The organism is Streptomyces sp. NPDC006624, assembly GCF_040611555.1.
Lineage (GTDB): Bacteria > Actinomycetota > Actinomycetes > Streptomycetales > Streptomycetaceae > Streptomyces.
On record NZ_JBEXOM010000007.1, the window covers coordinates 142,531 to 165,440 of the forward strand.

The 22,910-nt window shown below is 69.6% G+C and carries 26 protein-coding genes; 13 read left to right on the top strand and 13 right to left on the bottom strand.

Annotation, left to right across the window (positions count from 1 at the left end):
* Positions 1-24: 24 nt before the first annotated feature.
* From ABZY20_RS15845 to ABZY20_RS15855, 3 genes are all read right to left on the bottom strand, one after another.
* Entirely contained in the window at positions 25-1,056 is a 1,032-nt protein-coding gene (locus tag ABZY20_RS15845; protein ID WP_356441949.1) for an alanine racemase, read from the bottom strand.
* Between the two features lie 106 nt (positions 1,057-1,162).
* Positions 1,163-2,284 (bottom strand): peptidoglycan bridge formation glycyltransferase FemX, encoded by a 1,122-nt coding sequence (gene femX, locus ABZY20_RS15850; RefSeq protein ID WP_356441951.1) that lies wholly within the window; start codon positions 2,282-2,284, stop codon positions 1,163-1,165.
* Between the two features lie 167 nt (positions 2,285-2,451).
* On the bottom strand, positions 2,452-2,769 hold the full coding sequence (locus ABZY20_RS15855) for a hypothetical protein (protein WP_356441953.1): 318 nt from the start codon (positions 2,767-2,769) through the stop codon (positions 2,452-2,454).
* Positions 2,770-3,032: 263 nt separating this feature from the next.
* Here ABZY20_RS15855 and rpsF point away from each other — a divergent pair, with 263 nt between their 5' ends.
* The 4 genes from rpsF (at position 3,033) to rplI (ending at position 4,729) form a co-directional block, all read left to right on the top strand.
* Positions 3,033-3,323 (top strand): 30S ribosomal protein S6, encoded by a 291-nt coding sequence (gene rpsF, locus ABZY20_RS15860; protein WP_003991486.1) that lies wholly within the window; start codon positions 3,033-3,035, stop codon positions 3,321-3,323.
* A gap of 71 nt (positions 3,324-3,394) precedes the next feature.
* A complete protein-coding gene (locus ABZY20_RS15865) occupies positions 3,395-3,982 on the top strand; it encodes a single-stranded DNA-binding protein (protein ID WP_356441954.1) in 588 nt (195 codons plus the stop codon).
* A gap of 45 nt (positions 3,983-4,027) precedes the next feature.
* Positions 4,028-4,264 carry a 30S ribosomal protein S18 gene (gene rpsR / locus ABZY20_RS15870; protein WP_003949403.1) on the top strand — a complete coding sequence of 79 codons (237 nt, stop codon included), beginning with the start codon at positions 4,028-4,030 and terminating at the stop codon, positions 4,262-4,264.
* Positions 4,265-4,282: 18 nt separating this feature from the next.
* The gene (gene rplI / locus ABZY20_RS15875; protein WP_356441955.1) at positions 4,283-4,729 is read left to right on the top strand and encodes a 50S ribosomal protein L9; all 447 of its coding nucleotides are present in this window, start codon (positions 4,283-4,285) and stop codon (positions 4,727-4,729) included.
* A 162-nt stretch (positions 4,730-4,891) separates the two neighbouring features.
* Here the strand turns inward: rplI and ABZY20_RS15880 are convergent, their stop codons facing one another.
* A complete protein-coding gene (locus ABZY20_RS15880; RefSeq protein WP_356441957.1) occupies positions 4,892-6,229 on the bottom strand; it encodes an MATE family efflux transporter in 1,338 nt (445 codons plus the stop codon).
* 461 nt (positions 6,230-6,690) lie between these two features.
* Between ABZY20_RS15880 and dnaB the strand changes: the two genes are divergently transcribed.
* A complete protein-coding gene (gene dnaB, locus ABZY20_RS15885; RefSeq protein WP_356441958.1) occupies positions 6,691-8,172 on the top strand; it encodes a replicative DNA helicase in 1,482 nt (493 codons plus the stop codon).
* A gap of 82 nt (positions 8,173-8,254) precedes the next feature.
* Here dnaB and ABZY20_RS15890 read toward each other — a convergent pair whose 3' ends face one another.
* The gene (locus tag ABZY20_RS15890) at positions 8,255-9,265 is read right to left on the bottom strand and encodes an RNA-binding protein (RefSeq protein ID WP_356441959.1); all 1,011 of its coding nucleotides are present in this window, start codon (positions 9,263-9,265) and stop codon (positions 8,255-8,257) included.
* A gap of 103 nt (positions 9,266-9,368) precedes the next feature.
* Between ABZY20_RS15890 and ABZY20_RS15895 the strand changes: the two genes are divergently transcribed.
* Positions 9,369-10,754 (top strand): serine hydrolase domain-containing protein, encoded by a 1,386-nt coding sequence (locus tag ABZY20_RS15895; RefSeq protein WP_356441960.1) that lies wholly within the window; start codon positions 9,369-9,371, stop codon positions 10,752-10,754.
* Positions 10,755-10,815: 61 nt separating this feature from the next.
* Here ABZY20_RS15895 and ABZY20_RS15900 read toward each other — a convergent pair whose 3' ends face one another.
* Both ABZY20_RS15900 and ABZY20_RS15905 read right to left on the bottom strand, forming a co-directional pair.
* Positions 10,816-11,268 (bottom strand): GNAT family N-acetyltransferase, encoded by a 453-nt coding sequence (locus ABZY20_RS15900; protein WP_356441962.1) that lies wholly within the window; start codon positions 11,266-11,268, stop codon positions 10,816-10,818.
* Positions 11,269-11,324: 56 nt separating this feature from the next.
* Positions 11,325-11,789, bottom strand: coding sequence for a MarR family transcriptional regulator (locus ABZY20_RS15905; protein ID WP_356441964.1), 465 nt, complete (start codon positions 11,787-11,789; stop codon positions 11,325-11,327).
* A 141-nt stretch (positions 11,790-11,930) separates the two neighbouring features.
* Between ABZY20_RS15905 and ABZY20_RS15910 the strand changes: the two genes are divergently transcribed.
* The gene (locus ABZY20_RS15910; protein ID WP_356441965.1) at positions 11,931-13,139 is read left to right on the top strand and encodes an MFS transporter; all 1,209 of its coding nucleotides are present in this window, start codon (positions 11,931-11,933) and stop codon (positions 13,137-13,139) included.
* Between the two features lie 131 nt (positions 13,140-13,270).
* Positions 13,271-13,690, top strand: a complete 420-nt coding sequence (locus tag ABZY20_RS15915; RefSeq protein ID WP_356441966.1) for a heme-binding protein — start codon at positions 13,271-13,273, stop codon at positions 13,688-13,690.
* Between the two features lie 73 nt (positions 13,691-13,763).
* On the opposite strand, the gene ABZY20_RS15920 is transcribed toward ABZY20_RS15915, so the two are convergent.
* A complete protein-coding gene (locus ABZY20_RS15920; RefSeq protein WP_356441967.1) occupies positions 13,764-14,630 on the bottom strand; it encodes a GNAT family N-acetyltransferase in 867 nt (288 codons plus the stop codon).
* A gap of 568 nt (positions 14,631-15,198) precedes the next feature.
* On the opposite strand from ABZY20_RS15920, the gene ABZY20_RS15925 reads away from it, so the two are divergent.
* Positions 15,199-16,680, top strand: a complete 1,482-nt coding sequence (locus ABZY20_RS15925) for a globin domain-containing protein (protein WP_356442258.1) — start codon at positions 15,199-15,201, stop codon at positions 16,678-16,680.
* Positions 16,681-16,702: 22 nt separating this feature from the next.
* Here the strand turns inward: ABZY20_RS15925 and ABZY20_RS15930 are convergent, their stop codons facing one another.
* The 5 genes from ABZY20_RS15930 to ABZY20_RS15950 form a co-directional block, all read right to left on the bottom strand.
* Positions 16,703-17,185 carry an NUDIX hydrolase gene (locus ABZY20_RS15930; protein WP_356441968.1) on the bottom strand — a complete coding sequence of 161 codons (483 nt, stop codon included), beginning with the start codon at positions 17,183-17,185 and terminating at the stop codon, positions 16,703-16,705.
* 110 nt (positions 17,186-17,295) lie between these two features.
* Positions 17,296-18,201: a LysR family transcriptional regulator gene (locus ABZY20_RS15935; protein WP_356441969.1), complete on the bottom strand. Its 906-nt coding sequence runs from the start codon at positions 18,199-18,201 to the stop codon at positions 17,296-17,298.
* Between the two features lie 197 nt (positions 18,202-18,398).
* Complete coding sequence (locus ABZY20_RS15940) at positions 18,399-19,688, bottom strand: cystathionine gamma-lyase (protein ID WP_356441971.1); 1,290 nt, start codon at positions 19,686-19,688, stop codon at positions 18,399-18,401.
* Complete coding sequence (locus ABZY20_RS15945) at positions 19,685-20,176, bottom strand: low molecular weight protein-tyrosine-phosphatase (protein WP_356441973.1); 492 nt, start codon at positions 20,174-20,176, stop codon at positions 19,685-19,687. The genes ABZY20_RS15940 and ABZY20_RS15945 overlap by 4 nt, the downstream gene beginning before the upstream one ends.
* Positions 20,177-20,182: 6 nt before the next feature.
* A complete protein-coding gene (locus tag ABZY20_RS15950) occupies positions 20,183-20,560 on the bottom strand; it encodes a phage holin family protein (protein ID WP_356441975.1) in 378 nt (125 codons plus the stop codon).
* Between the two features lie 60 nt (positions 20,561-20,620).
* Here ABZY20_RS15950 and ABZY20_RS15955 point away from each other — a divergent pair, with 60 nt between their 5' ends.
* From ABZY20_RS15955 to ABZY20_RS15970, 4 genes are all read left to right on the top strand, one after another.
* Positions 20,621-20,938, top strand: a complete 318-nt coding sequence (locus ABZY20_RS15955; RefSeq protein ID WP_356441977.1) for a cupin domain-containing protein — start codon at positions 20,621-20,623, stop codon at positions 20,936-20,938.
* A gap of 153 nt (positions 20,939-21,091) precedes the next feature.
* Positions 21,092-21,304, top strand: coding sequence for a DUF5326 family protein (locus tag ABZY20_RS15960; protein WP_356441979.1), 213 nt, complete (start codon positions 21,092-21,094; stop codon positions 21,302-21,304).
* 327 nt (positions 21,305-21,631) lie between these two features.
* On the top strand, positions 21,632-22,357 hold the full coding sequence (locus ABZY20_RS15965; RefSeq protein WP_356441981.1) for an IclR family transcriptional regulator C-terminal domain-containing protein: 726 nt from the start codon (positions 21,632-21,634) through the stop codon (positions 22,355-22,357).
* A gap of 99 nt (positions 22,358-22,456) precedes the next feature.
* A complete protein-coding gene (locus ABZY20_RS15970; RefSeq protein ID WP_356441983.1) occupies positions 22,457-22,891 on the top strand; it encodes an SsgA family sporulation/cell division regulator in 435 nt (144 codons plus the stop codon).
* The last annotated feature ends 19 nt before the right edge of the window (positions 22,892-22,910 follow it).

A 22,910-nucleotide genomic window follows, 5' to 3' on the forward strand; every position in this document is an offset into this window, starting at 1 on the left:
TTCCTGCTGAGCGAGGCTCGGTGGTCAGCGGTCCACGAGCCGGTCGAACTGCGTGGTGGTGTGCCGCAGATGGGCCACCAGTTCCTCGCCGACCTTCGGCTCCGGCGCGTCCGCGGGCACGAAGAGAATCGACACCTGCATGTGCGGCGGCTCGGCGAACCAGCGCTGCTTGCCGCCCCAGACGAAGGGAGAGAGGTTCCGGTTGACCGTGGCGAGGCCGGCGCGGGCGACGCCCTTGGCGCGCGGCATGACGCCGTGCAGCGCCTTGGGGGCCTCCAGGCCCACCCCGTGCGACGTACCGCCCGCCACGACCACCAGGAAGCCGTCGGAGGCCGCCTTCTGCTGGCGGTAGCCGAAGCGGTCGCCCTTGGCCACGCGCGTGACGTCCAGCACCGCGCCGCGGTACTCGGTGGCGTCGTGGTCCCCCAGCCACAGCCGTGTGCCGATGCGGGCCCGGAACCGGGTCTGCGGGAACTGCTGCTGGAGCCGGGCCAGTTCGTCGGCCTTCAGGTGGCTGACGAACATGGTGTGCAGGGGCAGCCGGGCCGCGCGCAGCCGGTCCATCCAGCCGATGACCTCCTCGACCGCGTCCGAGCCGTCGGTGCGGTCCAGGGGCAGGTGGATGGCGAAGCCCTCCAGGCGGACGTTCTCGATGGCCGCGTGCAGCTGGGGCAGGTCCTGCTCACTGATGCCGTGCCGCTTCATCGAGGACATCACCTCGATGACCACGCGGGCACCGACGAGCCCGTACACACCGTCTATCGACGAGACCGAGCGGATGACCCGGTCCGGCAGCGGCACCGGTTCCTCGCCGCGGCGGTACGGCGTCAGCACCAGCAGGTCACCGCCGAACCAGTCCTTGATCCGGGCGGCCTCGTACGTCGTGCCGACGGCGAGGACGTCCGAGCCCAGCCGCGTGGCCTCCTCCGCCAGCCGCTCGTGCCCGAAGCCGTAGCCGTTGCCCTTGCAGACCGGCACGAGGCCCGGGAACTGCTCCTGCACGTGCTTGTGGTGCGCCCGCCAGCGCGCGGTGTCGACGTAGAGCGTGAGCGCCATGGCCGGACCTGGAACCTTTCTCGTGGTCGCCGTGTATCAGCGGTTGCCGTGTTGCCGTGTTGCCGTGTTGCGGTGTGTCAGAGGTATAGAAGCACTGAACGTGGCGTCAGCGGCGCGACATGTAGATGTCGAGCGCCTTGTGCAGCAGCTTGTTCAGCGGGAAGTCCCACTCGCCGAGGTACTCCGCGGCCTGGCCGCCCGTGCCCACCTTGAACTGGATCAGACCGAAGAGGTGGTCGGTCTCGTCCAACGAGTCGGAGATGCCGCGCAGGTCGTACACGGTGGCGCCGAGCGCGTAGGCGTCGCGGAGCATCCGCCACTGCATCGCGTTCGACGGCCGGACCTCGCGGCCGATGTTGTCGGAGGCGCCGTAGGAGTACCAGACGTGCCCGCCGACGATGAGCATCGTCGCCGCCGACAGGTTCACGCCGTTGTGCCGGGCGAAGTACAGCCGCATGCGGTTGGGGTCCTCGGAGTTGAGGGCCGTCCACATGCGCTGGAAGTAGGAGAGCGGACGCGGCCGGAAGTGGTCGCGCACGGCCGTGATCTCGTACAGCCGCTGCCATTCTTCGAGGTCCTGGTAGCCGCCCTGGACGACCTCGACGCCGGCCTTCTCGGCCTTCTTGATGTTGCGGCGCCACAGCTGGTTGAAGTTCTTGTGGACCTCTTCCAGGGAGCGGTTGGCCAGCGGCACCTGGAAGACGTAGCGGGGCTGGACGTCGCCGAAGCCGGCGCCGCCGTCCTCGCCCTGCTGCCAGCCCATGCGGCGCAGCTTGTCCGCGACCTCGAAGGCGCGCGGCTCGATGTGGTCGGCCTCGATGTCGCGCAGGCGCTTCACGTCGGGGTTCTGGATGCCCTGCTTGATGGAGGCGGCTTCCCAGCGCCGGATGATCACCGGCGGGCCCATCTTCACGGAGAAGGCGCCCTGCTGCTTCAGGTGCGCCAGCATCGGCTCGATCCACTCCTGCAGATTCGGCGCGAACCAGTTGATGACCGGGCCCTCGGGCAGGTAGGCCAGGTAGCGCTTGATCTTGGGAAGCTGCCGGTAGAGGACCAGGCCGGCACCGACGAGCTCGCCGGTCCGGTCGTCGAACCAGCCCAGGTGCTCCGAGCGCCATTCCGCCTTGACGTCAGCCCAGGCCGGGACCTGCATGTGGCTCGCCGACGGCAGACTCTGGATGTAGGCCAGATGCTGCTCTCGACTGATGGTCCTCAGGGTCAGGCTCATTCGGGGCGCTCCTCGGGCTGGTGTGTCCCCATGGGGTCAGGGGCTCCGGCTCTCGCGCGAAGCCTACTGCGCCTGGGGAGCGCGCTGTTTGGGCGTGCGCCACCCTCGCTCCGGCCCGAGGACAGCCGGAGCGGGACCCGGTGTTCTGAAGGGGGCGTGCCCTGGCGTCAGTCGATGAGTCCGCCGAAGAGGCCGCCGTGCGCCATGCCCAGGAAGAACCCGACACCGGCCGCGCCCAGGCCCAGAATCAGGCCGAAGCGCTCACGGGTCGTCTCCGAGATCCACTGGCCGTACGCGCCGGTGAGAATGCCCACCAGGCCGGTCCAGGAGCTGAGCAGGTGCAGGTCGTCGTCGATGATCGCCGTGAGGAACGACGTGAGGCCCAGCACCAGGGTCACCGCGAGCAGGGCGTCCGGGAGGGGATGGGGCTTGCCGTCCGTGGCGAAGAGGCCGCCGGCGGTGTTGGGTCGCAATGCCTGTGCCATAGGGCACCTCCTGCGAAAGTCGGCGCATCGTAGCGCCATACACACCCGATGTGTACAGATTGGCTGCCCTCCGGCCCGGATTTCAACCGCAAGCCCCCGTGCGGGTACTCTGTACCGTCCGCACCGGTGTCTGCCCATGTCACGGCAAGGGCTTCTGCACAGAACCCCGACTGTCAGTGGTGGCCGATACCGTTGCCTACGCATCACAACCCTCCTGCCACGGAACGACCGTGGCCGCTGAGTCCAAAGGAGGTGGGTTCCACATGCGTCACTACGAGGTGATGGTCATCCTCGACCCCGACGTCGAGGAGCGCGCTGTCTCCCCGCTGATCGAGAACTTCCTCTCTGTCGTCCGTGACGGCGGCGGAAAGGTCGAGAAGGTCGACACCTGGGGCCGTCGTCGTCTCGCGTACGAGATCAAGAAGAAGCCCGAGGGCATCTACTCGGTCATCGACCTGCAGGCCGAGCCTGCGGTCGTCAAGGAGCTCGACCGCCAGATGAACCTGAACGAGTCGGTCCTCCGGACCAAGGTCCTCCGTCCCGAGACCCACTGAGCTTCCACGCTCAGCTGATCCCGGGATTCGAGTAGCAAGCAGCCAGAGCAAACCCGCCGAGAGGTTCCCCCATGGCAGGCGAGACCGTCATCACGGTGGTCGGCAATCTTGTCGACGACCCCGAGCTGCGCTTCACCCCCTCCGGTGCGGCCGTCGCGAAGTTCCGTGTCGCGTCCACTCCCCGCACCTTCGACCGTCAGACGAACGAGTGGAAGGACGGCGAGAGCCTGTTCCTGACCTGCTCGGTCTGGCGTCAGGCGGCGGAGAACGTCGCGGAGTCGCTCCAGCGAGGCATGCGCGTCATCGTGCAGGGCCGGCTGAAGCAGCGGTCCTACGAGGACCGTGAGGGCGTCAAGCGCACGGTCTACGAGCTGGACGTCGAGGAAGTCGGCGCCAGCCTGCGCAACGCCACGGCCAAGGTCACCAAGACCAGCGGCCGCGGTGGCCAGGGCGGGTACAGCGGCGGTGGCGGCGGTGGCGGCCAGGGTGGCGGCGGCTGGGGCGGCGGCCCCGGTGGCGGCCAGCAGGCCGGCGGCGCTCCCGCCGACGACCCGTGGGCGACCGGCGCTCCCGCCGGTGGCAACCAGGGCGGTGGCGGCGGCTGGGGTGGAAACTCCGGCGGCGGTGGCGGCGGCTACTCGGACGAGCCCCCCTTCTAGGGGCGGGTTCGTACCCACACTTCTTGATCACACAGGAGAAATCCCATGGCGAAGCCGCCTGTGCGCAAGCCGAAGAAGAAGGTCTGCGCTTTCTGCAAGGACAAGGTCACGTACGTGGACTACAAGGACACGAACATGCTGCGGAAGTTCATTTCCGACCGCGGCAAGATCCGTGCCCGCCGCGTGACCGGTAACTGCACGCAGCACCAGCGTGACGTCGCCACGGCCGTCAAGAACAGCCGTGAGATGGCGCTGCTGCCCTACACGTCCACCGCGCGATAAGGGAAGGGTGACCGAATCATGAAGATCATCCTCACCCACGAGGTCTCCGGCCTCGGCGCCGCGGGCGACGTCGTCGACGTCAAGGACGGTTACGCTCGCAACTACCTGATCCCGCGGAAGTTCGCGATCCGCTGGACCAAGGGTGGCGAGAAGGACGTCGAGCAGATCCGTCGTGCTCGCAAGATCCACGAGATCCAGACCATCGAGCAGGCCAACCAGATCAAGGCCCAGCTCGAGGGTGTCAAGGTCCGTCTGGCCGTCCGCTCCGGCGACGCCGGTCGCCTCTTCGGTTCCGTCACCCCGGCCGACATCGCTTCCGCGATCAAGGCTTCCGGTGGCCCCGAGGTCGACAAGCGCCGCATCGAGCTGGGCTCGCCGATCAAGACGCTGGGCGCCCACGAGACGTCCGTGCGTCTGCACCCCGAGGTTGCCGCCAAGGTCAACGTCGAGGTCGTCGCGGCCTGAGTGCCGCGCTCGCTCCAGCAGTGAGTGATGGGGCCGTGCCCTTCGGGGTACGGCCCCATCGTCGTGTCTGCCGGTCAGTGCGGACGTTTCACGTGAAACACCGTGCTTTTCGGTGGTGGGCGGCGGACACCCTGTTTCACGTGAAACAGGCAATCGAAGCGGTCAGCGGGTTGCGCCCGTCACGATCCAGCGGCCGGAGCGGGTCCGGATCCACAGGGTCAGCATGCGGACGGTCATCATCAGCGTCATGGCGGCCCAGAGCGCGGTGAGCCCACCGCCCATCGCGGGGACCAGCAGGGCGACCGGGGTGAAGACCGCCAGGACGATCAGCATGGCCCAGGCCAGGTACGGGCCGTCGCCGGCGCCCATCAGCACACCGTCCAGGGTGAAGACGACGCCGGAGATCGGTTGCGAGAGTGCCACGATGATCAACGCGGGCAGGGCCACATCCACGACCGCCGGATCGCTGGTGAACAGAGGCAGGAAGAGCGGCCGCGTGACGATCACCAGGACGCCGAGTGCGACACCGACCGCGATGCCCCACTCCACCATGCGACGGCAGGCTTCCCGGGCACCCTGGGTGTCACCGGCTCCGAGATAGCGGCCGATGATGGCCTGTCCCGCGATGGCGATGGCGTCGAGCGCGAAGGCGAGCAGGCTCCACAGGGACAGAATGATCTGGTGGGCGGCGATGTCGGCGTCCCCGAGCCGGGCGGCTACCGCGGTGGCGATCATCAGAACCGCTCGCAGGGACAGGGTCCGGACGAGCAAGGGAACCCCGGCTTGCGCGGATGCTCTGATGCCGGCGGCGTCCGGACGCAGCGAGGCGCCGTGCTTGCGTGCCCCGCGCAGTACCACCACCAGATAGACCGCGGCCATGCCGAACTGTGCGATGACCGTGCCCCAGGCGGAGCCGGCGATCCCGAGGTCGGCGCCGTAGACGAGTCCGGCGTTGAGGGCGCCGTTCGCCACGAAACCGCCGATGGCGACGTAGAGGGGGGTTCTGGTGTCCTGGAGCCCGCGCAGGACGCCGGTGGCGGCGAGGACGACGAGCATCGCCGGTATGCCGAGCACCGAGATGCGCAGATACGTCGTCGCGTACGGGGCTGCCGCGTCCGAGGCGCCGAAGATCTCCACGATGTGGGGTGCTGTGGGCAGGGCGGCGGCGACGACGGCGGCGCCGAGGAAGAGCGCCAGCCAGATGCCGTCCATCCCCTGACGGATGGCGGCGGGGAGGTCGCCCGCTCCGACACGGCGTGCGACGGCGGCGGTGGTGGCGTAGGCGAGGAAGACGAAGACGCTGACAGCGGTCATCAGCAGGGCAGAGGCGACACCGAGGCCGGCGAGCTGGGCGGTGCCCAAATGGCCGACGATGGCGGTGTCGGCCAGGAGGAAGAGGGGTTCGGCGACGAGAGCGCCGAACGCGGGTACGGCCAGCGAGACGATCTCTCGGTCGTGCTGTCTCCGGCCGTCTCGTCGGAGCGCGGGGGCCTGTGTCATGTGCACCAATCTAATCTTCCACAGGTAAGAGATGCAAAGGTTTGGTGACCCTTACCATCCGTCCACTGGTACGCACGTCTGTGCACCGTTCGGAGCGATCTTGCGCCGGTTGGGGAAGTTTTTCTTCTGCACAGCCGGTGGACGGTAAAGGTGCAGGTCAGATGCGCTCGTCACGGGTGGAAGTCTGCTTGTTCACAGGGCTGTCCACCGGGTCGTGCACAGGTTTCGAGGAGTTCTCCACAGCATCTGGGCCGTCGTCCACATGGCCTGTGGATAACCAGATTGGCTGAAGGTGCCGACGGGCCTACGGTAGTCCGGCGCCCGCTCCGTCTGCCGGTTCTCGAAAACACCACAAAACCGGCGTCCGTTAACCGGAGTTGGGCCTCTCACTTGTCAGTGTCGTGCCGTAGAAAAGAGGGGCACGGCGAGGTCTGCTGCGGCGGACGGGAGGAGGTGGCTCGGTGAGCATTTCCGAGCCCTTGGACGACCCGTGGGCCGACAGCGGGCCCAGTGATCGTCTCCCCGCCTCCCGCCGGCGGGGCGATGGGCCTCGCGGCCGTGAGGAGCAGCACGAGCGCGGCAGGGACAGCGGTGCCTGGGACGGCGGAGGGGCCCCGGCGTTCGAGCGGGTGCCCCCGCAGGACATCGAGGCGGAGCAGTCCGTTCTCGGCGGCATGCTCCTGTCCAAGGACGCCATCGCCGACGTCGTCGAGATCCTCAAGGGCCACGACTTCTACAAGCCGGCGCACGAGACGATCTATCAGGCCGTCCTCGATGTCTACGCCAAGGGTGAGCCGGCCGACCCCATCACGATCGCGGCCGAACTCACCAAGCGCGGCGAGATCAACAAGGTCGGCGGGGCCTCCTATCTGCACACGCTCGTCCAGACGGTCCCGACAGCGGCCAACGCCGCCTACTACGCGGAGATCGTCCACGAGCGGGCCGTCCTGAGGCGCCTGGTCGAGGCGGGTACGCGCATCACGCAGATGGGATACGCGGCTGACGACGACGTCGACGAGATCGTCAACCGCGCCCAGGCGGAGGTCTACGCGGTCACCGAGCAGCGCACCAGCGAGGACTATCTGCCGCTCGGCGACATCATGGAGGGCGCGCTCGACGAGATCGAGGCCATCGGCTCACGCAGCGGCGAGATGACCGGCGTGCCCACGGGGTTCACGGACTTCGACTCGCTCACCAACGGTCTGCATCCGGGCCAGATGATCGTCATCGCGGCGCGTCCCGCCATGGGCAAGTCCACGCTCGCGCTGGATTTTGCGCGGGCCGCCTCCATCAAGAACAACCTGCCGAGCGTGATCTTCTCGCTCGAGATGGGGCGCAACGAGATCGCGATGCGCCTGCTGTCCGCCGAGGCCCGCGTCGCCCTGCACCACATGCGGTCGGGCACGATGACGGACGAGGACTGGACGCGGCTGGCCCGGCGGATGCCGGACGTCTCCGCGGCCCCTCTCTACATCGACGACTCCCCGAACCTGTCGATGATGGAGATCCGGGCCAAATGCCGGCGGCTCAAGCAGCGCAACGACCTCAGGCTCGTGGTCATCGACTATCTCCAGCTGATGCAGTCCGGCGGCTCCAAGCGGGCCGAGAGCCGGCAGCAGGAGGTGTCGGACATGTCCCGTAACCTCAAGCTGCTGGCCAAGGAACTGGAGATCCCGGTGATCGCGCTCTCCCAGCTGAACCGTGGTCCCGAGCAGCGCACGGACAAGAAGCCGATGGTGTCCGACCTGCGTGAGTCCGGCTCCATCGAGCAGGACGCGGACATGGTCATCCTGCTGCACCGCGAGGACGCCTACGAGAAGGAGTCGCCGCGCGCGGGCGAGGCGGACCTGATCGTGGCCAAGCACCGCAACGGCCCGACGGCGACGATCACGGTCGCCTTCCAGGGCCACTACTCGCGCTTCGTGGACATGGCGCAGACCTGATCCGGTGCTGCCCCGCCTCGGATGCGGATCTCACGGCCGATGACCGGTGGGCCGCCGATCCGGCACGGGCCGGCGGAAGTGCTCACCCCTGGGGCTGACGGTCTGCCCAGTCGCGGTCGCTCGGCGTCGGCTCGGTTCGCCAACGTGCCCGTAGGACTCCGTCGCTGTCCGGCAGGACAGCCGTGCACAGAGGCATCCGTTCACCCGCGTAGACGGACAGGAGCGCGGCGGCATGAGCGCGGGACATCCGGGCGGCCAGTTCGGGGAACTCGTCCTCTGAGGCGATGGCGCTGCGGATCGTGCCGTCGTGGTCCTGCCACACGCCTTCGACGAGGCCATCTGCGGGCAGGGCCCTCAGAACGGCGTCGATGCCGGTGGACAGGGGCGGCCAGGCGGCGAGACGGGCCCGGGGCGCCAGTCCAGCGCGAACGGGGTCGAGGGTGTCGCCGGTGAGGTGGTGCCATCGGGAGGCACCTTCGAGATACGTCTCCTCCAGGATGCCTGCACGGCCGGTGACGACTGCCTCGCGCAGGTCGGCCCAGAAGGCGTCATCGGCGGGCCGCTGGATGCCCCGCTCTTCCTCGTCGGCCCCGAAGGCGTACGGGGAGCCGGCCAGACGTTCCGGGAACAATCCGAGCTCCCGGGTGCGGACCAGCGCTCCCTCGCAGGGCCGGCTGCTGCTGATGTAGAGGTACTGGTCCCCTCCCACATGGACCGCGAACGCGCCTTCCGCCTCCAGCCGGCACCAGGCGCCGTTGTCGCGCAACATGGCGCGCACCAGCTGCAGCCCGATGTCGAGCGGTACTTCCGCCCCGTCGTGAAAACCGGAAGGACCGGCAGGGAAGAGTCCGTCCAACCCGAAGCCGTCCACCGGAGGCTCCGGACCGAAGTGCGCGAAGGACGGGACCTGCGGTTCACGGATGGCCAGCCGTGCGACGCCGCTGTCCCCGGCGAAGGCCGCGACCGCCTGGAGATACGACGTCTCGACCTCGCCGTGATCGCTGACGGTGTCCGCACCGCCGGTGTAATGGCCCTGTTGGTCACGGTCGGTGGGGTCGTATTTGGTGACGCGGTAGACGTAGGGGAGATGCACCACCCCATCATCCAGCAACCGTGTCGCCCCAAGAAGAAGTGCCGTGGGAGTGAGAGGGGCAAATGAAGTCGACTCGCGGGGCCCGTGCCGATGGACTGGGGGCATGACGACACCTCACGAAGAACTGCTTCCCGCCACCCGCCGTGCGCTGCTGCACCGGATCGCCGTGGCACAGGCACAAGGGCGGGCGCCGTCGATGGTCGCGGCCGTCGTGCGGGACGGACGGACGGCATGGCACGGTGCCCGGACCTCGGTGGAGGGGCACGCTCCTGACGAGAACGTCCAGTACCGGATCGGCTCGATCACCAAGACCTTCACGGCCGTTCTCGTCCTGCGGCTGCGCGACGAGGGTGTGCTCGACCTCGGGGACCCGCTGGAGAAGCATCTGCCGGGCACCGGCGTGGGGGAGGCGACGATCGCCGAACTGCTCGCGCACACCGGAGGGCTGGCGGCGGAGACGCCGGGACCGTGGTGGGAGCGGAGCCCCGGCTCCCTGCGGCCCGAACTCGCCGACGTACTGGGCGAACAGCCCCGGCTGTTCCCGCCCGGGCGCCGGTTCCACTACTCGAATCCGGGTTACGCGCTGCTCGGCGCACTCATCGAGAAGGTGCGCGGCGCTTCCTGGGAAGAGGTGCTGCGGCGCGAAGTGCTCGAACCTCTGGGGCTGCGGCGCACCAGCGTGCGTCCGCAGACTCCGTATGCCGGCGGCTGGGCCGTGCACCCTTGGGCCGATGCGATGCTTCCGGAGCCCGCCGAGGACCTGGGGCGCATGGCACCGGCCGGGCAACTGTGGTCGACCACTGAGGACTTGGCGCGCTTCGCAGCCTTCCTCGTCAAGGGTGACGATCGTGTGCTGAGCGCCGAGTCCCTGCGGGAGATGAGGACACCGGCCGCGTCCCATGAGGCGGCGGACGTGGCGAGCGGCTACGCCTACTGCCTGGGGATGGAGATCCGGCGGCGGAACGGACGGTCCCTCGTCGGCCACACCGGTTCACTGCCCGGTTTTCTCGCCTGTCTCATGATCAGCGTCGAGGACGATGTGGCAGCGGTCGTCCTGGCGAACTGTACGTCCGGCCCTCTGCTGTTCGCCGTTGCCTCTGACCTGGTGCGGATCGTCGCCGACGCGGAGCCGCGCATTCCCGCCCCGTGGAAGCCGATGACCGACGTGGACGCGTCGCTGCTGGAACTCACGGGCCAGTGGTACTGGGGCACGTACGGCTTCGCCCTGCGCCTCACCGCCGACGGGCTCGCCTCGCTGGAGCCGCTGTCCGGCAACGGGCGGCGCTCGCGGTTCCGGCCCAACGGCGACGGTACCTGGACCGGCCTGGAGGGGTACTACGCCGGAGAGGTCCTCACGGCGGTGCGGAGACCGGACGGGTCCGTCAGTCATCTGGACCTCGGTTCGTTCGTGTTCACCCGCCAGCCGTACGACGAGGCGGCTCCGGTGCCCGGCGGGGTCGACTCCGAGGGGTGGCGGGGGATCGGGTAGGCACCGTCGTGGGTGGGCGCTGTTTCACGTGAAACAGCGCCCGCTCCCGGTCCGCTCATGGTCAGAGCTGGAGCTTGAAGCCCGTGTGTGAAGCCGTGAAGCCGAGGCGCTCGTAGAAGCGATGGGCGTCGGTGCGAGTCTTGTCGGAGGTCAGCTGCACCAGCCGGCAGCCCTCGTCCCGGGACGTGGCGATCGCCCACTCGGTGAGTTGCGAGCCCAGGCCGCTGCCGCGCTCATCGGCGTGGATGCGGACGGCTTCGATGATGGACCTGGTCGACCCTCGCCGGGACAGCCCGGGAATGATCGTGAGTTGCAGCGTGCCGACCACGCGCCCCTCCCGGACCGCCACGACCAGGTGCTGGTTCGGGTCGGCACTGATGCGCTCCAGCGCGGTCAGGTACGGGGTGAGGTCGTCCGGCGACTCACGCTGTGCGCCGAGCGGGTCGTCCGCGAGCATTCCCACGATCGCCGGGACGTCGTCGGCGACGGCGGCACGTATCTCAAGATCTCCCATGGGCGCACCCTACGCACAGGTGGCTGCCAGCCCGGAGGCGGTAGGGCCGGGGCGTCCTATGCGGGCACGGGGGCTTTCAGCGTCTCGACGGCCCTCACCAGCGGGGCCAGCTCGGGGTTCTTCGCCGCCTCGTCCAGGGCCTCGCGCAGGGCGGCGTCGTTGGTCGGCCGAGCCGCCTCCAACAGTTCCAGGCCCGCCGCGGTGACGTTGGTGTAGATGCCCCGGCGGTCCGTGGGGCACAGGTAGCGCTCCAGGAGCCCACGGTCCTCGAGCCGGGTGACCAGGCGCGTGGTCGCGCTCTGGCTGAGGACGACCGCGTCGGCGACCTGCTTCATCTGCAGATGGCCTCCGTCTCCGTCGTGCTGCCGACTGAGCACGTCCAGCAGGGAGTACTCGCGGGCGCTGAGGTCGTGCTTCGCCTGCAGGGCTCGCTCGATGTGGCTCTCGATCCTCCCGTGGAGCAGCGAGAGGGCGCACCAGCCCTGGGCGAGGGCGGTGAGCGCGGGGTCCGTCGCAGTCATGGGCGTTTCCTCCGTCCCGGAGCGGCTGACATCCAGGATAGGGCAACGCCGCAATAGACGGCGATTGCAGATAACCAGCGTCTGCAACTATTGTGGACGCACGCAAAGCGCTCATGCAATCTTCTGGGAAGGTAACCCTCCATGCCTCTCGCGCTTCTGGCCCTCGCGATCGGGGCCTTCGGGATCGGAACGACCGAGTTCGTGATCATGGGCTTGCTCCCCCAGGTCGCGGGCGACTACGGGGTCTCCATCCCTCTCGCCGGTTACCTGGTCACCGGCTACGCACTCGGTGTCGTGTTCGGCGCCCCGCTGATGACGGTGCTCGGCACCAAGGTCTCCCGCAAGCGGATGCTGATGCTGCTGATGGGCCTGTTCATCGTCGGCAACCTGCTCTCCGCGCTGGCCCCGGCCTTCGCGGTCATGCTGCTCGGCCGGATCGTCGCCTCGCTGGCCCACGGGGCCTTCTTCGGCATCGGCTCGGTCGTCGCGGCCGAGCTGGTCGCCCCGGACAAGAAGGCCGGGGCCATCGCGATGATGTTCACCGGGCTGACGGTCGCCAACGTCGTCGGCGTCCCGCTGGGCACGTTCGTCGGGCAGTCCGTCGGGTGGCGGGTCACCTTCGGCATCGTCGCCGTCCTCGGCGTCGTGGGCCTGGCCGGCATCGCCCGGCTCGTCCCCGACATGGCCAAGCCGGAGGGGGTGCGCCTGCGGCACGAGCTGGCCGCCTTCAAGAACGTGCAGGTTCTGCTCGCGATGGCGATGACCGTCCTCGGCTTCGGCGGAGTCTTCGCGGCCATCACCTACATCGCGCCGATGATGACCCATGTCGCCGGCTTCGCCGAGGGATCGGTCACCTGGCTGCTCGTCCTCTTCGGCCTCGGCATGGTCGCCGGCAACCTCGTCGGCGGCAGGTTCGCCGACCGTGCCCTGATGCCCATGCTCTACGTCTCCCTGGGCGCCCTGGCCGTCGTGCTGGCCCTGTTCACCCTCACCGCACACGGCAAGGTGCTGTCGGCCGTCACCATCACGCTGATCGGAGCCCTGGGCTTCGCCACGGTCCCCCCGCTGCAGAAGCGGGTCCTCGACCAGGCGCACGGCGCGCCCACCCTGGCCTCCGCCGTGAACATCGGCGCCTTCAACCTCGGCAACGCCCTGTCCGCCTGGCTCGGCGGCCTCGTGATCGCGGCGGGCCTCGGCTACACCGCCCCCAACTGGGTGGGTGCCGCCCTGGCCGCGGCAGCGCTGCTGCTGGCCTTCCTGTCGGCCGCCCTGGAGCGCCGTGCCGGGGCACCCAGCACCGTCGTCACACAGGCCGCACCGGCCGAGCAGCCGAGCACCGTCCACCACTGAACCACCGGGCGGCGACAGCCCACCCGACCTTCCACGACCCGACCCGCGGAACTCACCGGCGCCAGGGGCCCCCAGCCCTTGCCTGTCCGGGAACCGCACGACCCGGCCCGTCCGTCAGGAGAAACCCCCTCATGAGCACCACCACTGTCACCCCGCTGACCGCGCGGGACGCCGACGCCCTCGTCGCCGCTGCCCACCGCGCCGCCGAGGCAGCGGGTGTCACCGTCAGCGTCACCGTCCTGGACGCGGGCGGGCATCTGCTCGCCTTCCGGCGGGACGACCGTGCCGTGCTGATCTCCGGTGAGACCAGCACCCGCAAGGCCTACACGGCGCTCCAGCTGAACGCCCCGACCGCCGACCTCGTCGACGCCGTGCAGCCCGGAGGTCCCTTCCACACGCTGCCCACGGCGCTCGACCGGCCGCTGCTGTTCATCGCCGGCGGCGTGCCGGTGCACCGCGACGGCCGGCTGGTCGGTGCCGTCGGCGTCGGCGGCGGAGCACCGGAGCAGGACCACGCCTTCGCCACGGACGCCGTGAAGGCCCTCGCCTGACAAGGGCGTGCTTCAAGCAGCCCGAAGCCGGCTCCCTGGCCCTCAGGGAGCCGGCTTCGTCGTTTCCGGCTCGTCAGCCCGCCGCCACCGTCACCGGGGCGAACCGCCGGCGCCAGTCTCCCGGCAGCTCCGTGATCCCGTACGCCATCACGGAGTTGAAGGCGACGGGCGCGAGACCGCGCTCCTTCACCCATGCGAGCAGTTCCTCGTGCCGCACATCGATGTCGGTGCGCAGGGGGCGGTCGGTGTGGGCGGCGAGGGAAGCGATGAGCGCCTGCGCCACCGAGGTGTCACGGGCGATGAGCGGGCCGACGACATGGGTCTGCATGTTGGGCCAGGCGGCCGCATAGCCGATGATCCGCCCGTCCTCCTCCGCCACGCGCAACTGGTCGGCGAAGGCGGGCAGCCGGGTGACGATGTGCGTGCGGTCGGTCCCGAACGCCGGTTCGTCGAGGCGGAGGATCGCGGACAGATCCTCAGCGGTCGCGGCACGGGTGGTGACCTTCGGCTCTGCTCCCCCCGGCATGAAGCGCCCGCTCACCATCTCCGCCCGTCCGACGACCTTGAAGCCCAGTTCCTCGTAGAGCGGGCGGCCGTTCGGTGTCGCGTGCAGGGTGACGGGTGTGGTGCCCCGTGCGGAGACCACGTGACGCATCAGCCGGCGACCCACACCCTTCCTGGCGTGCCGTTCCGCCACGAGCACCATGCCGATCGCCGCGAGGGCGGGACGCTCCTGCGGTCCGTACTCGGTGACGACGCAGGCGCTCACCAGGCCGCCGTCGGGATCATCGATTCCGTAGGCCTTCCCGGCTGTGAGGAGGAAACCCCACTTGTGCTCCTCCCGTGGCCACCCCCGGTCCTCGGACAAGTCGGCGCAAGCGGTGAGATCGCGGAGCGTCAGACGGCGAATGGGCAGGGAGTCAAGGGAAGGAGTCGACACGCAGGTCAGGCTGTCCGACCGGGACCCCCGGCGTCCACCTCTTTCGGCGGAGACATACGAGCTTTTGGCCAGTTGTAGTCGCCCGCACAGCGGGGAAACAGTCGCTGAGTGTTTCACGTGAAACGCGTAAGAACAGTGGATGTCCGCTCTGGGCGGCGAATACATGTCTCCTGTGCGGTGGTTGACGAAGCGGTGATTCGCGCCACGCCCGTATTCGTGAGGAGAGAAGGGGGGACTTGTGTGCGTGGCGGTGGCCGGTAGGGTCGACTCCGGTTCGTTCCGGGGCGGGTGACCCGTTACCGGGGCGTGCGCGCATGGCAATGCAGCCTATGGGGACGGAGAGATCGAAGACCCGGGTTTCCGGTTATGCGGCAGGAGCCGCCCGGACAGGTGCGAAACTCGGCGGGAGAGCTGTGGCCAACGTCGCACTCTCGTCCTACTTGTCCGTACGGAGACGAATTCCGGGTTGAGTACGGCCGCATGAGCCGCGGCAAGGACGGGAACGCAGTCCGTCCACGGGGGAAGCAGGCACCTTCCGACCAGGAACGTGCGCAGACCGACCGAGAAGATGCTCGAGGCGAGGCACACCATGGACGCTCCGACCACCACGTCGTCGGACGACGGCACTTCCGGCGGTGGGGGCGGCTGGTTCACACCCCGCACGAACCCGCCACCGGACAGTGAGCCCAGTGCGGCCGAAGGGCGCCGACCGGCGACGATACGCCCGGTGGGCCGACCGGCGCCGCCTCCTTCCGGCGCGGCAGAGCAGACGCCGACGCCCGGGGACGCACGCCACGCACCGCCCGCGTCGGCAGGTCCCGCACCCACCATGCTCACCCCGGCGCCCTTCGCCTCCACCGTCGTGCCGCCCGCCGAGCCGCGCGTGCCCACCCAGCGACCCCCAGCGGGGGCAACCGCCGCGTCCACCCCGGCAGCGTCACCGGACGCCGTCCTGATCCGCCGGGCGATGGAGGAGGTCACCCCCGTGGCCGACAAGGTCACGTCGTACTTCTACGCCCTGCTCTTCGTCCGCCATCCCGATCTGCGGTCACTGTTCCCGGCCGCGATGGACACCCAGCGGGACCGGCTGCTCAGAGCGCTGCTCACGGCCGCCGAGCACATCGACAACACCGACGTCCTCGTCGACTACCTGCAGAACCTCGGCCGGGGCCACCGCAAGTACGGCACGCGGGCCGAGCACTACCCGGCCGTCGGCGAGTGCCTCATCGGCGCGCTGAGCCAGTACGCCGCCCGCGTCTGGACCGGGGAGATGGAAGCCGCCTGGGTACGGGCCTACACCACGATCTCCCAGATCATGATCGACGCGGCGGCCGCGGACGAGCTGCGGGCCCCGGCCTGGTGGTACGCCGAGGTCGTCGCCCACGACCTCAGGACCCCGGACATCGCGGTGGTCACCGTCCGCCCGGACCAGCCGTACCCGTTCCTCGCCGGGCAGTACACGAGCCTGGAGACGCCCTGGTGGCCGCGGATCTGGCGGCACTACTCCTTCGCCTCGGCGCCCCGCTCCGACGGCCTGCTGTCGTTCCACGTGAAGGCCGTGCCGGCCGGCTGGGTCTCCAACGCCCTGGTGCACCGCGCCCGCCCCGGTGACATCGTCCGGCTCGGCCCGCCCGCCGGCTCCATGACCGTCGACCACACCACCGACAGCGGACTCCTCTGCCTGGGCGGCGGCACCGGCATAGCCCCCATCAAGGCCCTGGTCGAGGACGTCGCCCAGCACGGCGACCGCCGGTCCGTGGAGGTCTTCTACGGCGCCCGCACCGACCACGACCTGTACGACATCGACACGATGCTCCGTCTCCAGCAGACCCACCCCTGGCTCTCGGTGCGCGCGATCATCGACCAGCAGGCCCGGCAGCAGCTCCCCGACGCCATACGCGCCTTCGGCCCGTGGAACGAGTACGACGCCTATCTCTCGGGGCCGCCCGGCATGATCCGCAGCGGCGTGGACGCCCTGCGGCACAGCGGAATCCCGTCGGACCGCATACGGCACGACTCGGTGGAGGAACTCGTCTCGGCCGGCACCTGACCGTCCGGAGGGCGGGGTCTGATCAGCCCAGATCGGGTGCGTGCAGAGCGCGTACACCCTCGATGTTGCCGTCCAGGTAGTGCCGCAGCGACAGCGGAACGAGGTGCACGGAGGCGATCCCGACGCGGGTGAAGGGCACCCGCACGATCTCGTACTCGCCGATGGGCTCGTTCACCTCGGGGCCGTGGCGCTGGGACAGATCCATGGACGCCAGGTGGCAGACGAAGAAGTGCTGCACCTTCACGCCGGTCGCGCCGCCGTCGTCCCCGATGTGCTCCACCGTGTCCACGAAGCAGGGCACCACGTCGGTGATCTTCGCACCGAGTTCCTCGTACACCTCTCGGTGCAGGGCGTCGACGACGGTCGGGTCATCGGGCTCGACCCCGCCGCCGGGGGTGACCCAGTACGGATCGATGCCCGGCTTGGTGCGCTTGATGAGGATCAGGTCGTCACCGTCCAGCAGAACGGCGCGGGCGGTGCGCTTGACCACGGGTCGGACGGTCATGGGGGAAATGTGGCCCGGCTGGTTCCACGTGAAACATCGCGAAACGTCACCACCCGAGCTCCCAGAGTGAGGCACGAGCCTGGGCGCCCCGCCACCGCCCGTCCGCCCCCTCAGCACCAGTCGCCCGCCGCCCTCAGCAGCCACTCGTGCGCTCGCGCGACATGCGGCATCGCCAGTGTCCCGGTCCGCACCACCAGGAAGTACGTCCGCAGCGGCGGCACCGCGGGCTCGTGCAGGGCGACGACCTCACCCCGCTCCAGCGCGGACGCGCACAGATACCGCGGCAGCACCGCCAGCCCCGCGCCCGCGACCGCGCACGCCAGCACCGCACGCAGGTCGGGCACGACGACTGTGCCCGGAGCGGCCGGGCGCGAGTCGAAGACCGAGGCCCAGTAGCGGGAGACGAAGGGCAGCGATTCGTGCACCTCCACCACGGGCACCTGCTCCAGGGCCGGTTCCGGTTTGCTGTCCGGCTGCCCGGCACCGATCTGCTCGGCCCAGCGCGGGGCGGCGACCAGAACGTGCTCCTCGTCGCAGAGCGCAGTCGCCGTGAGCAGAGCACCGCGCGGCCGGACCGTGCTGATGGCCAGATCATGATGTCCGGCGGAAAGCCCTTCCAGGATTTCCTCGGCGTTCCCGAAGGAAGCGCGCAACGCGAACCCCTGGCCGTCCTCGCCGGTCAGCTCGGTGAGTGCGGGAAGGGCCCGCTCGGCGGTGAACTCCGGGGGCCCTGCGAGATGCAGCGTCCGCAAGGAGGAGTCGTCGTGGAGGCCGGTCTCCGTTATCTCCACCAGGGCGTCGAGATGCGGCGCGGCCTTGTGGGCCAGTTCTTCACCGATGCTGGTCGGCGTCACACCGCGGGCCTGCCGGAGGAACAGAGGGCGCCCCAGTTGCCGTTCCAGCGTCCTGATCTGGGAGGTGACGGCCGGCTGGGAGAGACCGAGCAGCGCGGCGGCGCGCGTGAAGGAGCCGGCCCGGTGCACGGTCACGAAGGTCCGCAGCAAGGCCAGATCCACCTTGCACTCTCCCCTCTCCGGCCCCGCTCCCGGCCCCCCGGCCGCGCTCAACTATAAATAAGTCGATAGGTCCCTGTCGCTACCGTGATTGGACACTGACAGAGAGTCAACTAGCCTTGTTCGCGCGGTTCTTGCGCGCGGAACCGGGGGACGGTCCGAGCCACGAGGGGGGAGGCTCGGACCGTCCGTGGGGGATGTCAGGCTGCCGACGCGTCCAGCGCCCGCAGCAGATCGGCCACCAGATCCTGAGGGTCCTCGGCGCCGACGGACAGGCGGATGAAGCCCTCCGGCACGGCGTCACCCCCCCAGCGCCCGCGGCGTTCGGCCGTGGACCGCACCCCGCCGAAGCTCGTCGCGTCGTCCACGAGCCGCAGGGCGTCCAGGAAACGGTCGGCACGCTCGCGCGAGGGCAGCGTGAACGACACGACGCACCCGAAGCGCCGCATCTGCTGCGCGGCGATCTTGTGCGAGGGGTCCTCGGGAAGCCCGGGATAGCGCAGTCCGGTCACCTCGGGCCGCGCGCGTAGCGTCTCGGCGACCGCCAGAGCCGTCGCGTTCTGCCGGTCGACCCGCATCTGGAGCGTCGCGATCGAACGATGCGCGAGCCAGGCCTCCATGGGCCCGGGGATCGCTCCGACGATCTTGCGCCAGCGCCGCACGGCGGCCATGGCCCCGGCGTCCCGGCCGGCGACGTAGCCCAGCAGGACGTCGCCGTGACCGGTCAGCTGCTTGGTGCCGCTGGCCACCGCGAAGTCGGCGCCGAGTGCCAGGGGGCGCTGGCCCAGCGGCGTGGCGAGGGTGTTGTCGACGGCCACCAGGGCGCCCTGCTCGTGGGCCGCGTCGGCGAGCCTCCTGATGTCGCACACGTCGAGCCCGGGGTTCGACGGGGACTCGATCCACAGCAGCTTCGCGCCGTCGAGCACGTCGAGCTGGGCGTCGCCGCCGGTCGGCGCGGTGCGCACCTCGATGCCGTACGCCTCCAGCTGGGCGCGGGCCAGGGGCAGCGCCTGGTAGCCGTCGTCGGGCAGGACGCACACGTCGCCGCTGCGCAGCTGGGAGAAGAGCACCGCCGAGATCGCGGCCATGCCCGAGGCGAAGACGAGTGTCTCGACGTCGTCCTGGCCGGGGGCCTCCAGCTCGCCGACGGCGCGCTCCAGCAGCGTCCAGGTCGGGTTCTCGTCACGGCCGTAGGTGTACGGGCCGGTGGGGTCGCCCGGCAGGTGGAAGTGGGCGGCGAACACCGGCCCGGGCAGGGTCGGCTCGTGCTTGACCGCCTCGGGCAGCCCGGCCCGCACCGCGCGCGTGCCGTCACCGGTGCCCGCGGTGGCCCGGCCCGCGGCGCCGGTCACCCGGTCGGGATCGGTCACCACCCGGTCCGGCTCGGCTCCCCCGTGCTCCAGGGCGGGCCTGGCCCGGTCCGCGCCGGGCGTCTCCCGGGGCGTGCCCCCCGTCGCTCCGCCCATGTCACCCGTCGCGGATTCACTCATGCCGCTCGTCCCTCCATGTCCTTGCGCACCGCGGCGAGCAGACCGGCGCTCGCCCCCTCCACCATCTCAAGGCACTCCTCGAAACCGTCCGCGCCCCCGTAGTAGGGGTCGGGAACATCGAGATCGTCGCCGGCGGCGGGGTCGTACGACCGCAGCAACCGCACCTTCCGCGCGTCCTGCTCCGTGGGCGCGAGGCGGCGCAGCGCCCCGAGGTGGCTCGCGTCCAGGGCGACCACCAGGTCCAGCCGCGAGAACCACGACGGCTGGAACTGCCGGGCCGTGTGGGCTATCGCGTAGCCGTTCTCCTCCAGGACCGCCACGGTGCGCGGATCGGCACCGTCGCCCTCGTGCCAGCCCCCGGTGCCGGCGCTGTCGACCTCGACCATGTCCTGCAGGCCGGCCTCCGCGACCCGCGCGCGGAAGACGGCCTCGGCCATCGGGGAGCGGCAGATGTTGCCCGTGCAGACGAAACAGACGCGGTAGGTCATGGGCGCTCAGTCCCCGTCGGGCAGGACGACGTTCAGCGCCCAGGAGACGATCGAGATGATCAGGCCGCCCAGCACGGCCGTCCAGAAGCCCTCCACGTGGAAGCTCAGGTCGAGCACGCCGGCCAGCCACGAGGTGAGCAGCAGCATCAGCGCGTTGACGACCAGGGTGAACAGCCCGAGCGTCAGGATCAGCAGCGGCAGGCTCAGCAGCTTGACGAACGGCTTGACCAGGAAGTTCACCAGGCCGAAGAGCAGTGCGACGATGATCAGGGTGCCGGCCTGCTTGGCCGTGCTGTCACCGGTCAGGGTGATCTTGTCGAGCAGCCACACGGCGACCGCCAGGGCGCCCGCGTTGGCGATCGTCTTGACTAGGAAATTCATCATGTGTCTGATCGTGGCAGACCTGATCGGACGCGGGCACAGAAGGCAGGGGCGGACAAGGCGATGAAGGCATTCCGGCTGGACGAACTGGAGGCGGAGCGCGCCGCCAACGAGGGCGCCTACCTGCAGTTCCTTCGGGAGAAGAACATGTCGGTCGGCCTGTACGCCCTGGACGCGGGCGAGCAGGATCCGCAGAAGCCGCACAGTCAGGACGAGGTCTACTTCGTGGTGAGCGGCCGTGCCGCGATCACCGTCGGTATGGAGACGACCCAGGTGGCGCGCGGCAGCGTGGTCTACGTGCCCGCCGGCGTCGCCCACAAGTTCCACCACATCACCGAGGACCTGAGGGTGCTCGTGATCTTCTCTCCGCCGGAGAGCTGAGGCGGCGGTCCGGGTTCCCTAGGGGATCGGTCAGGGGAGGACAAGGGGTGCGAGGCCCCCGCGGGACCCCTCCCCGACCTAGCATCGAGTGCAGGACGTCAAGGAACCGACACAACCCGGCACTCGGACCGGCGAGAGGCAAGGACAAGGACGATGCGAGAGATCTTCGCGGGGCTTCCGTGGTGGGTGAAGTGGGTCGCGGTGCCGATCATCGCCATCGTCGTCTTCGGCGGGCTGATCGCCAGCGTGGTCGGCTTCGTGATCGGACTGCTCTTCAAGGTGCTGGTCTTCGTGGCGCTGGTCGGCGGACTGATCTACGTCGTACGGAAGTTCACATCGAGTTCGTCGTCGCGCAGCGACTGGTGAGACGCATGCGGAACCGGTGGGGGTAGCGGGAAACTCCTGGAATCTCCGGTTCCCTCGGCCGGGGGAAGTTTGCCCGCAGGGCCGTCTGCGTGCGGTGGCAGACGAATAGAGTCCGGAACTCGACGCGGGGACAACCCCGCGAGCGGCGTACATCCCCTCCCGTGTTCCCCGCACGGGCTGCCACCTCGCGCCTCGGAGTGCCCCTTGGTCCCGGCTGACACCGCCTCTGTCCACCTCCCCACCGTCCCCGCGCAACCCCGCTCGGCGGCTTCCGGCGGTTCGGCCCGCCCCGCGTCACCGGCCGCTCCGGCGACCCTCATCGGATCCGTGCAGCGCGCGATGAAGCTGCTGGAGACTGTCGCCGGCCACGAGTACGGCGCTCCCGCCAAGCAACTGGCCCGTGAGACCGGGCTCGCCCTGCCCACGACGTACCACTTGCTGCGCACGCTCGTGCACGAGGGCTATCTGCAGCGCGACAAGGGGCTGTTCTTCCTCGGCGAGGCGGCCGAGCGGCTGAGCAGCAGCGGAGCACGGCAGAAACGTCGCAGCACGGTCGTCGACGCGCTCGCGCGCTGGCGTGACCTGCTGGGTGCCCCCGTGTACTACGCGGTGTACCGCGAGGGCGAGATCGAGGTCATGTGCGTCGCCGAGAGCCAGGGCATCCCGGCCGTCGAGGAGTGGGCGGACTTCCGGGAGACCGGGCACGCGCACGCCGTCGGGCAGTGCCTGCTGTCCCAACTGGACGAGGAGGCCCGCCGGGACCACCTCGAGCGCTACCCGGTGCGGCCTCTGACGCCGTACACGGTGCGGGACGATCACAGCCTGCTCAGACGTCTGGAGCGGGTACGCCGGATGGAACCGGTGATCGAGCGTCAGGAGTACGCCCTGGGCGCGGTCTGCGCGGCGATCCCGCTCACCCTGGGCACCACCGCGGCGACGCTGGCCATCTCCCTGCCCGCCCACCAGGCCGACCGGTTGCTGCCCACGGCCCGTCAGTTGCAGGCGGAGATCGGACGCATTCTCGGTTCGCTCGCGCTCTCTATCACTATGTGAAAACTCACTCCTTGTGATCTGCTGTGTACGTTCAGCAAGATTCCACCTGATGTCAGAGGTTCGTTCCCGGCCAGTCGACGGCGAATGACGGGGTTAGCGATGCGCGAGTCCGTACAAGCAGAGGTCATGATGAGCTTCCTCGTGTCCGAGGAGCTCTCCTTCCGCATTCCGGTGGAGCTGCGCTATGAGACCAGTGATCCCTATGCCATCCGGCTGACTTTTCATCTGCCCGGTGATGCCCCCGTGACCTGGGCTTTCGGCCGGGAGTTGCTGATCGACGGGGTCGGCCGGCCGTGCGGCGAGGGCGATGTGCGGGTCACGCCCGTCGAACCGGACTCGCTGGGCGAGGTGCTGATCCGGCTGCAGGTGGGCGGCGACCAGGCGCTGTTCCGGTCCTCCACGGCGCCGCTGGTCGCCTTCCTGGACCGTACGGACAAGCTGGTGCCGCTGGGCCAGGAGGGCGCGCTCGCCGACTTCGACGCCCACCTCGACGAGGCTCTCGACCGCATCCTGGCGGAGCAGGGCGCCGGATGAGGCAGCGGCCGGCGGCACG

Coding starts and splice junctions, on each gene's coding strand:
- ABZY20_RS15845 (WP_356441949.1), bottom strand. CDS start 1,056: ATGGCGCTCACGCTCTACGTCGACACCGCGCGCTGGCGGGCGCACCAC.
- femX (WP_356441951.1), bottom strand. CDS start 2,284: ATGAGCCTGACCCTGAGGACCATCAGTCGAGAGCAGCATCTGGCCTAC.
- ABZY20_RS15855 (WP_356441953.1), bottom strand. CDS start 2,769: ATGGCACAGGCATTGCGACCCAACACCGCCGGCGGCCTCTTCGCCACG.
- rpsF (WP_003991486.1), top strand. CDS start 3,033: ATGCGTCACTACGAGGTGATGGTCATCCTCGACCCCGACGTCGAGGAG.
- ABZY20_RS15865 (WP_356441954.1), top strand. CDS start 3,395: ATGGCAGGCGAGACCGTCATCACGGTGGTCGGCAATCTTGTCGACGAC.
- rpsR (WP_003949403.1), top strand. CDS start 4,028: ATGGCGAAGCCGCCTGTGCGCAAGCCGAAGAAGAAGGTCTGCGCTTTC.
- rplI (WP_356441955.1), top strand. CDS start 4,283: ATGAAGATCATCCTCACCCACGAGGTCTCCGGCCTCGGCGCCGCGGGC.
- ABZY20_RS15880 (WP_356441957.1), bottom strand. CDS start 6,229: ATGACACAGGCCCCCGCGCTCCGACGAGACGGCCGGAGACAGCACGAC.
- ABZY20_RS15895 (WP_356441960.1), top strand. CDS start 9,369: ATGACGACACCTCACGAAGAACTGCTTCCCGCCACCCGCCGTGCGCTG.
- ABZY20_RS15900 (WP_356441962.1), bottom strand. CDS start 11,268: ATGGGAGATCTTGAGATACGTGCCGCCGTCGCCGACGACGTCCCGGCG.
- ABZY20_RS15905 (WP_356441964.1), bottom strand. CDS start 11,789: ATGACTGCGACGGACCCCGCGCTCACCGCCCTCGCCCAGGGCTGGTGC.
- ABZY20_RS15910 (WP_356441965.1), top strand. CDS start 11,931: ATGCCTCTCGCGCTTCTGGCCCTCGCGATCGGGGCCTTCGGGATCGGA.
- ABZY20_RS15915 (WP_356441966.1), top strand. CDS start 13,271: ATGAGCACCACCACTGTCACCCCGCTGACCGCGCGGGACGCCGACGCC.
- ABZY20_RS15925 (WP_356442258.1), top strand. CDS start 15,199: ATGCTCGAGGCGAGGCACACCATGGACGCTCCGACCACCACGTCGTCG.
- ABZY20_RS15930 (WP_356441968.1), bottom strand. CDS start 17,185: ATGACCGTCCGACCCGTGGTCAAGCGCACCGCCCGCGCCGTTCTGCTG.
- ABZY20_RS15940 (WP_356441971.1), bottom strand. CDS start 19,688: ATGAGTGAATCCGCGACGGGTGACATGGGCGGAGCGACGGGGGGCACG.
- ABZY20_RS15945 (WP_356441973.1), bottom strand. CDS start 20,176: ATGACCTACCGCGTCTGTTTCGTCTGCACGGGCAACATCTGCCGCTCC.
- ABZY20_RS15950 (WP_356441975.1), bottom strand. CDS start 20,560: ATGATGAATTTCCTAGTCAAGACGATCGCCAACGCGGGCGCCCTGGCG.
- ABZY20_RS15955 (WP_356441977.1), top strand. CDS start 20,621: ATGAAGGCATTCCGGCTGGACGAACTGGAGGCGGAGCGCGCCGCCAAC.
- ABZY20_RS15960 (WP_356441979.1), top strand. CDS start 21,092: ATGCGAGAGATCTTCGCGGGGCTTCCGTGGTGGGTGAAGTGGGTCGCG.
- ABZY20_RS15970 (WP_356441983.1), top strand. CDS start 22,457: ATGCGCGAGTCCGTACAAGCAGAGGTCATGATGAGCTTCCTCGTGTCC.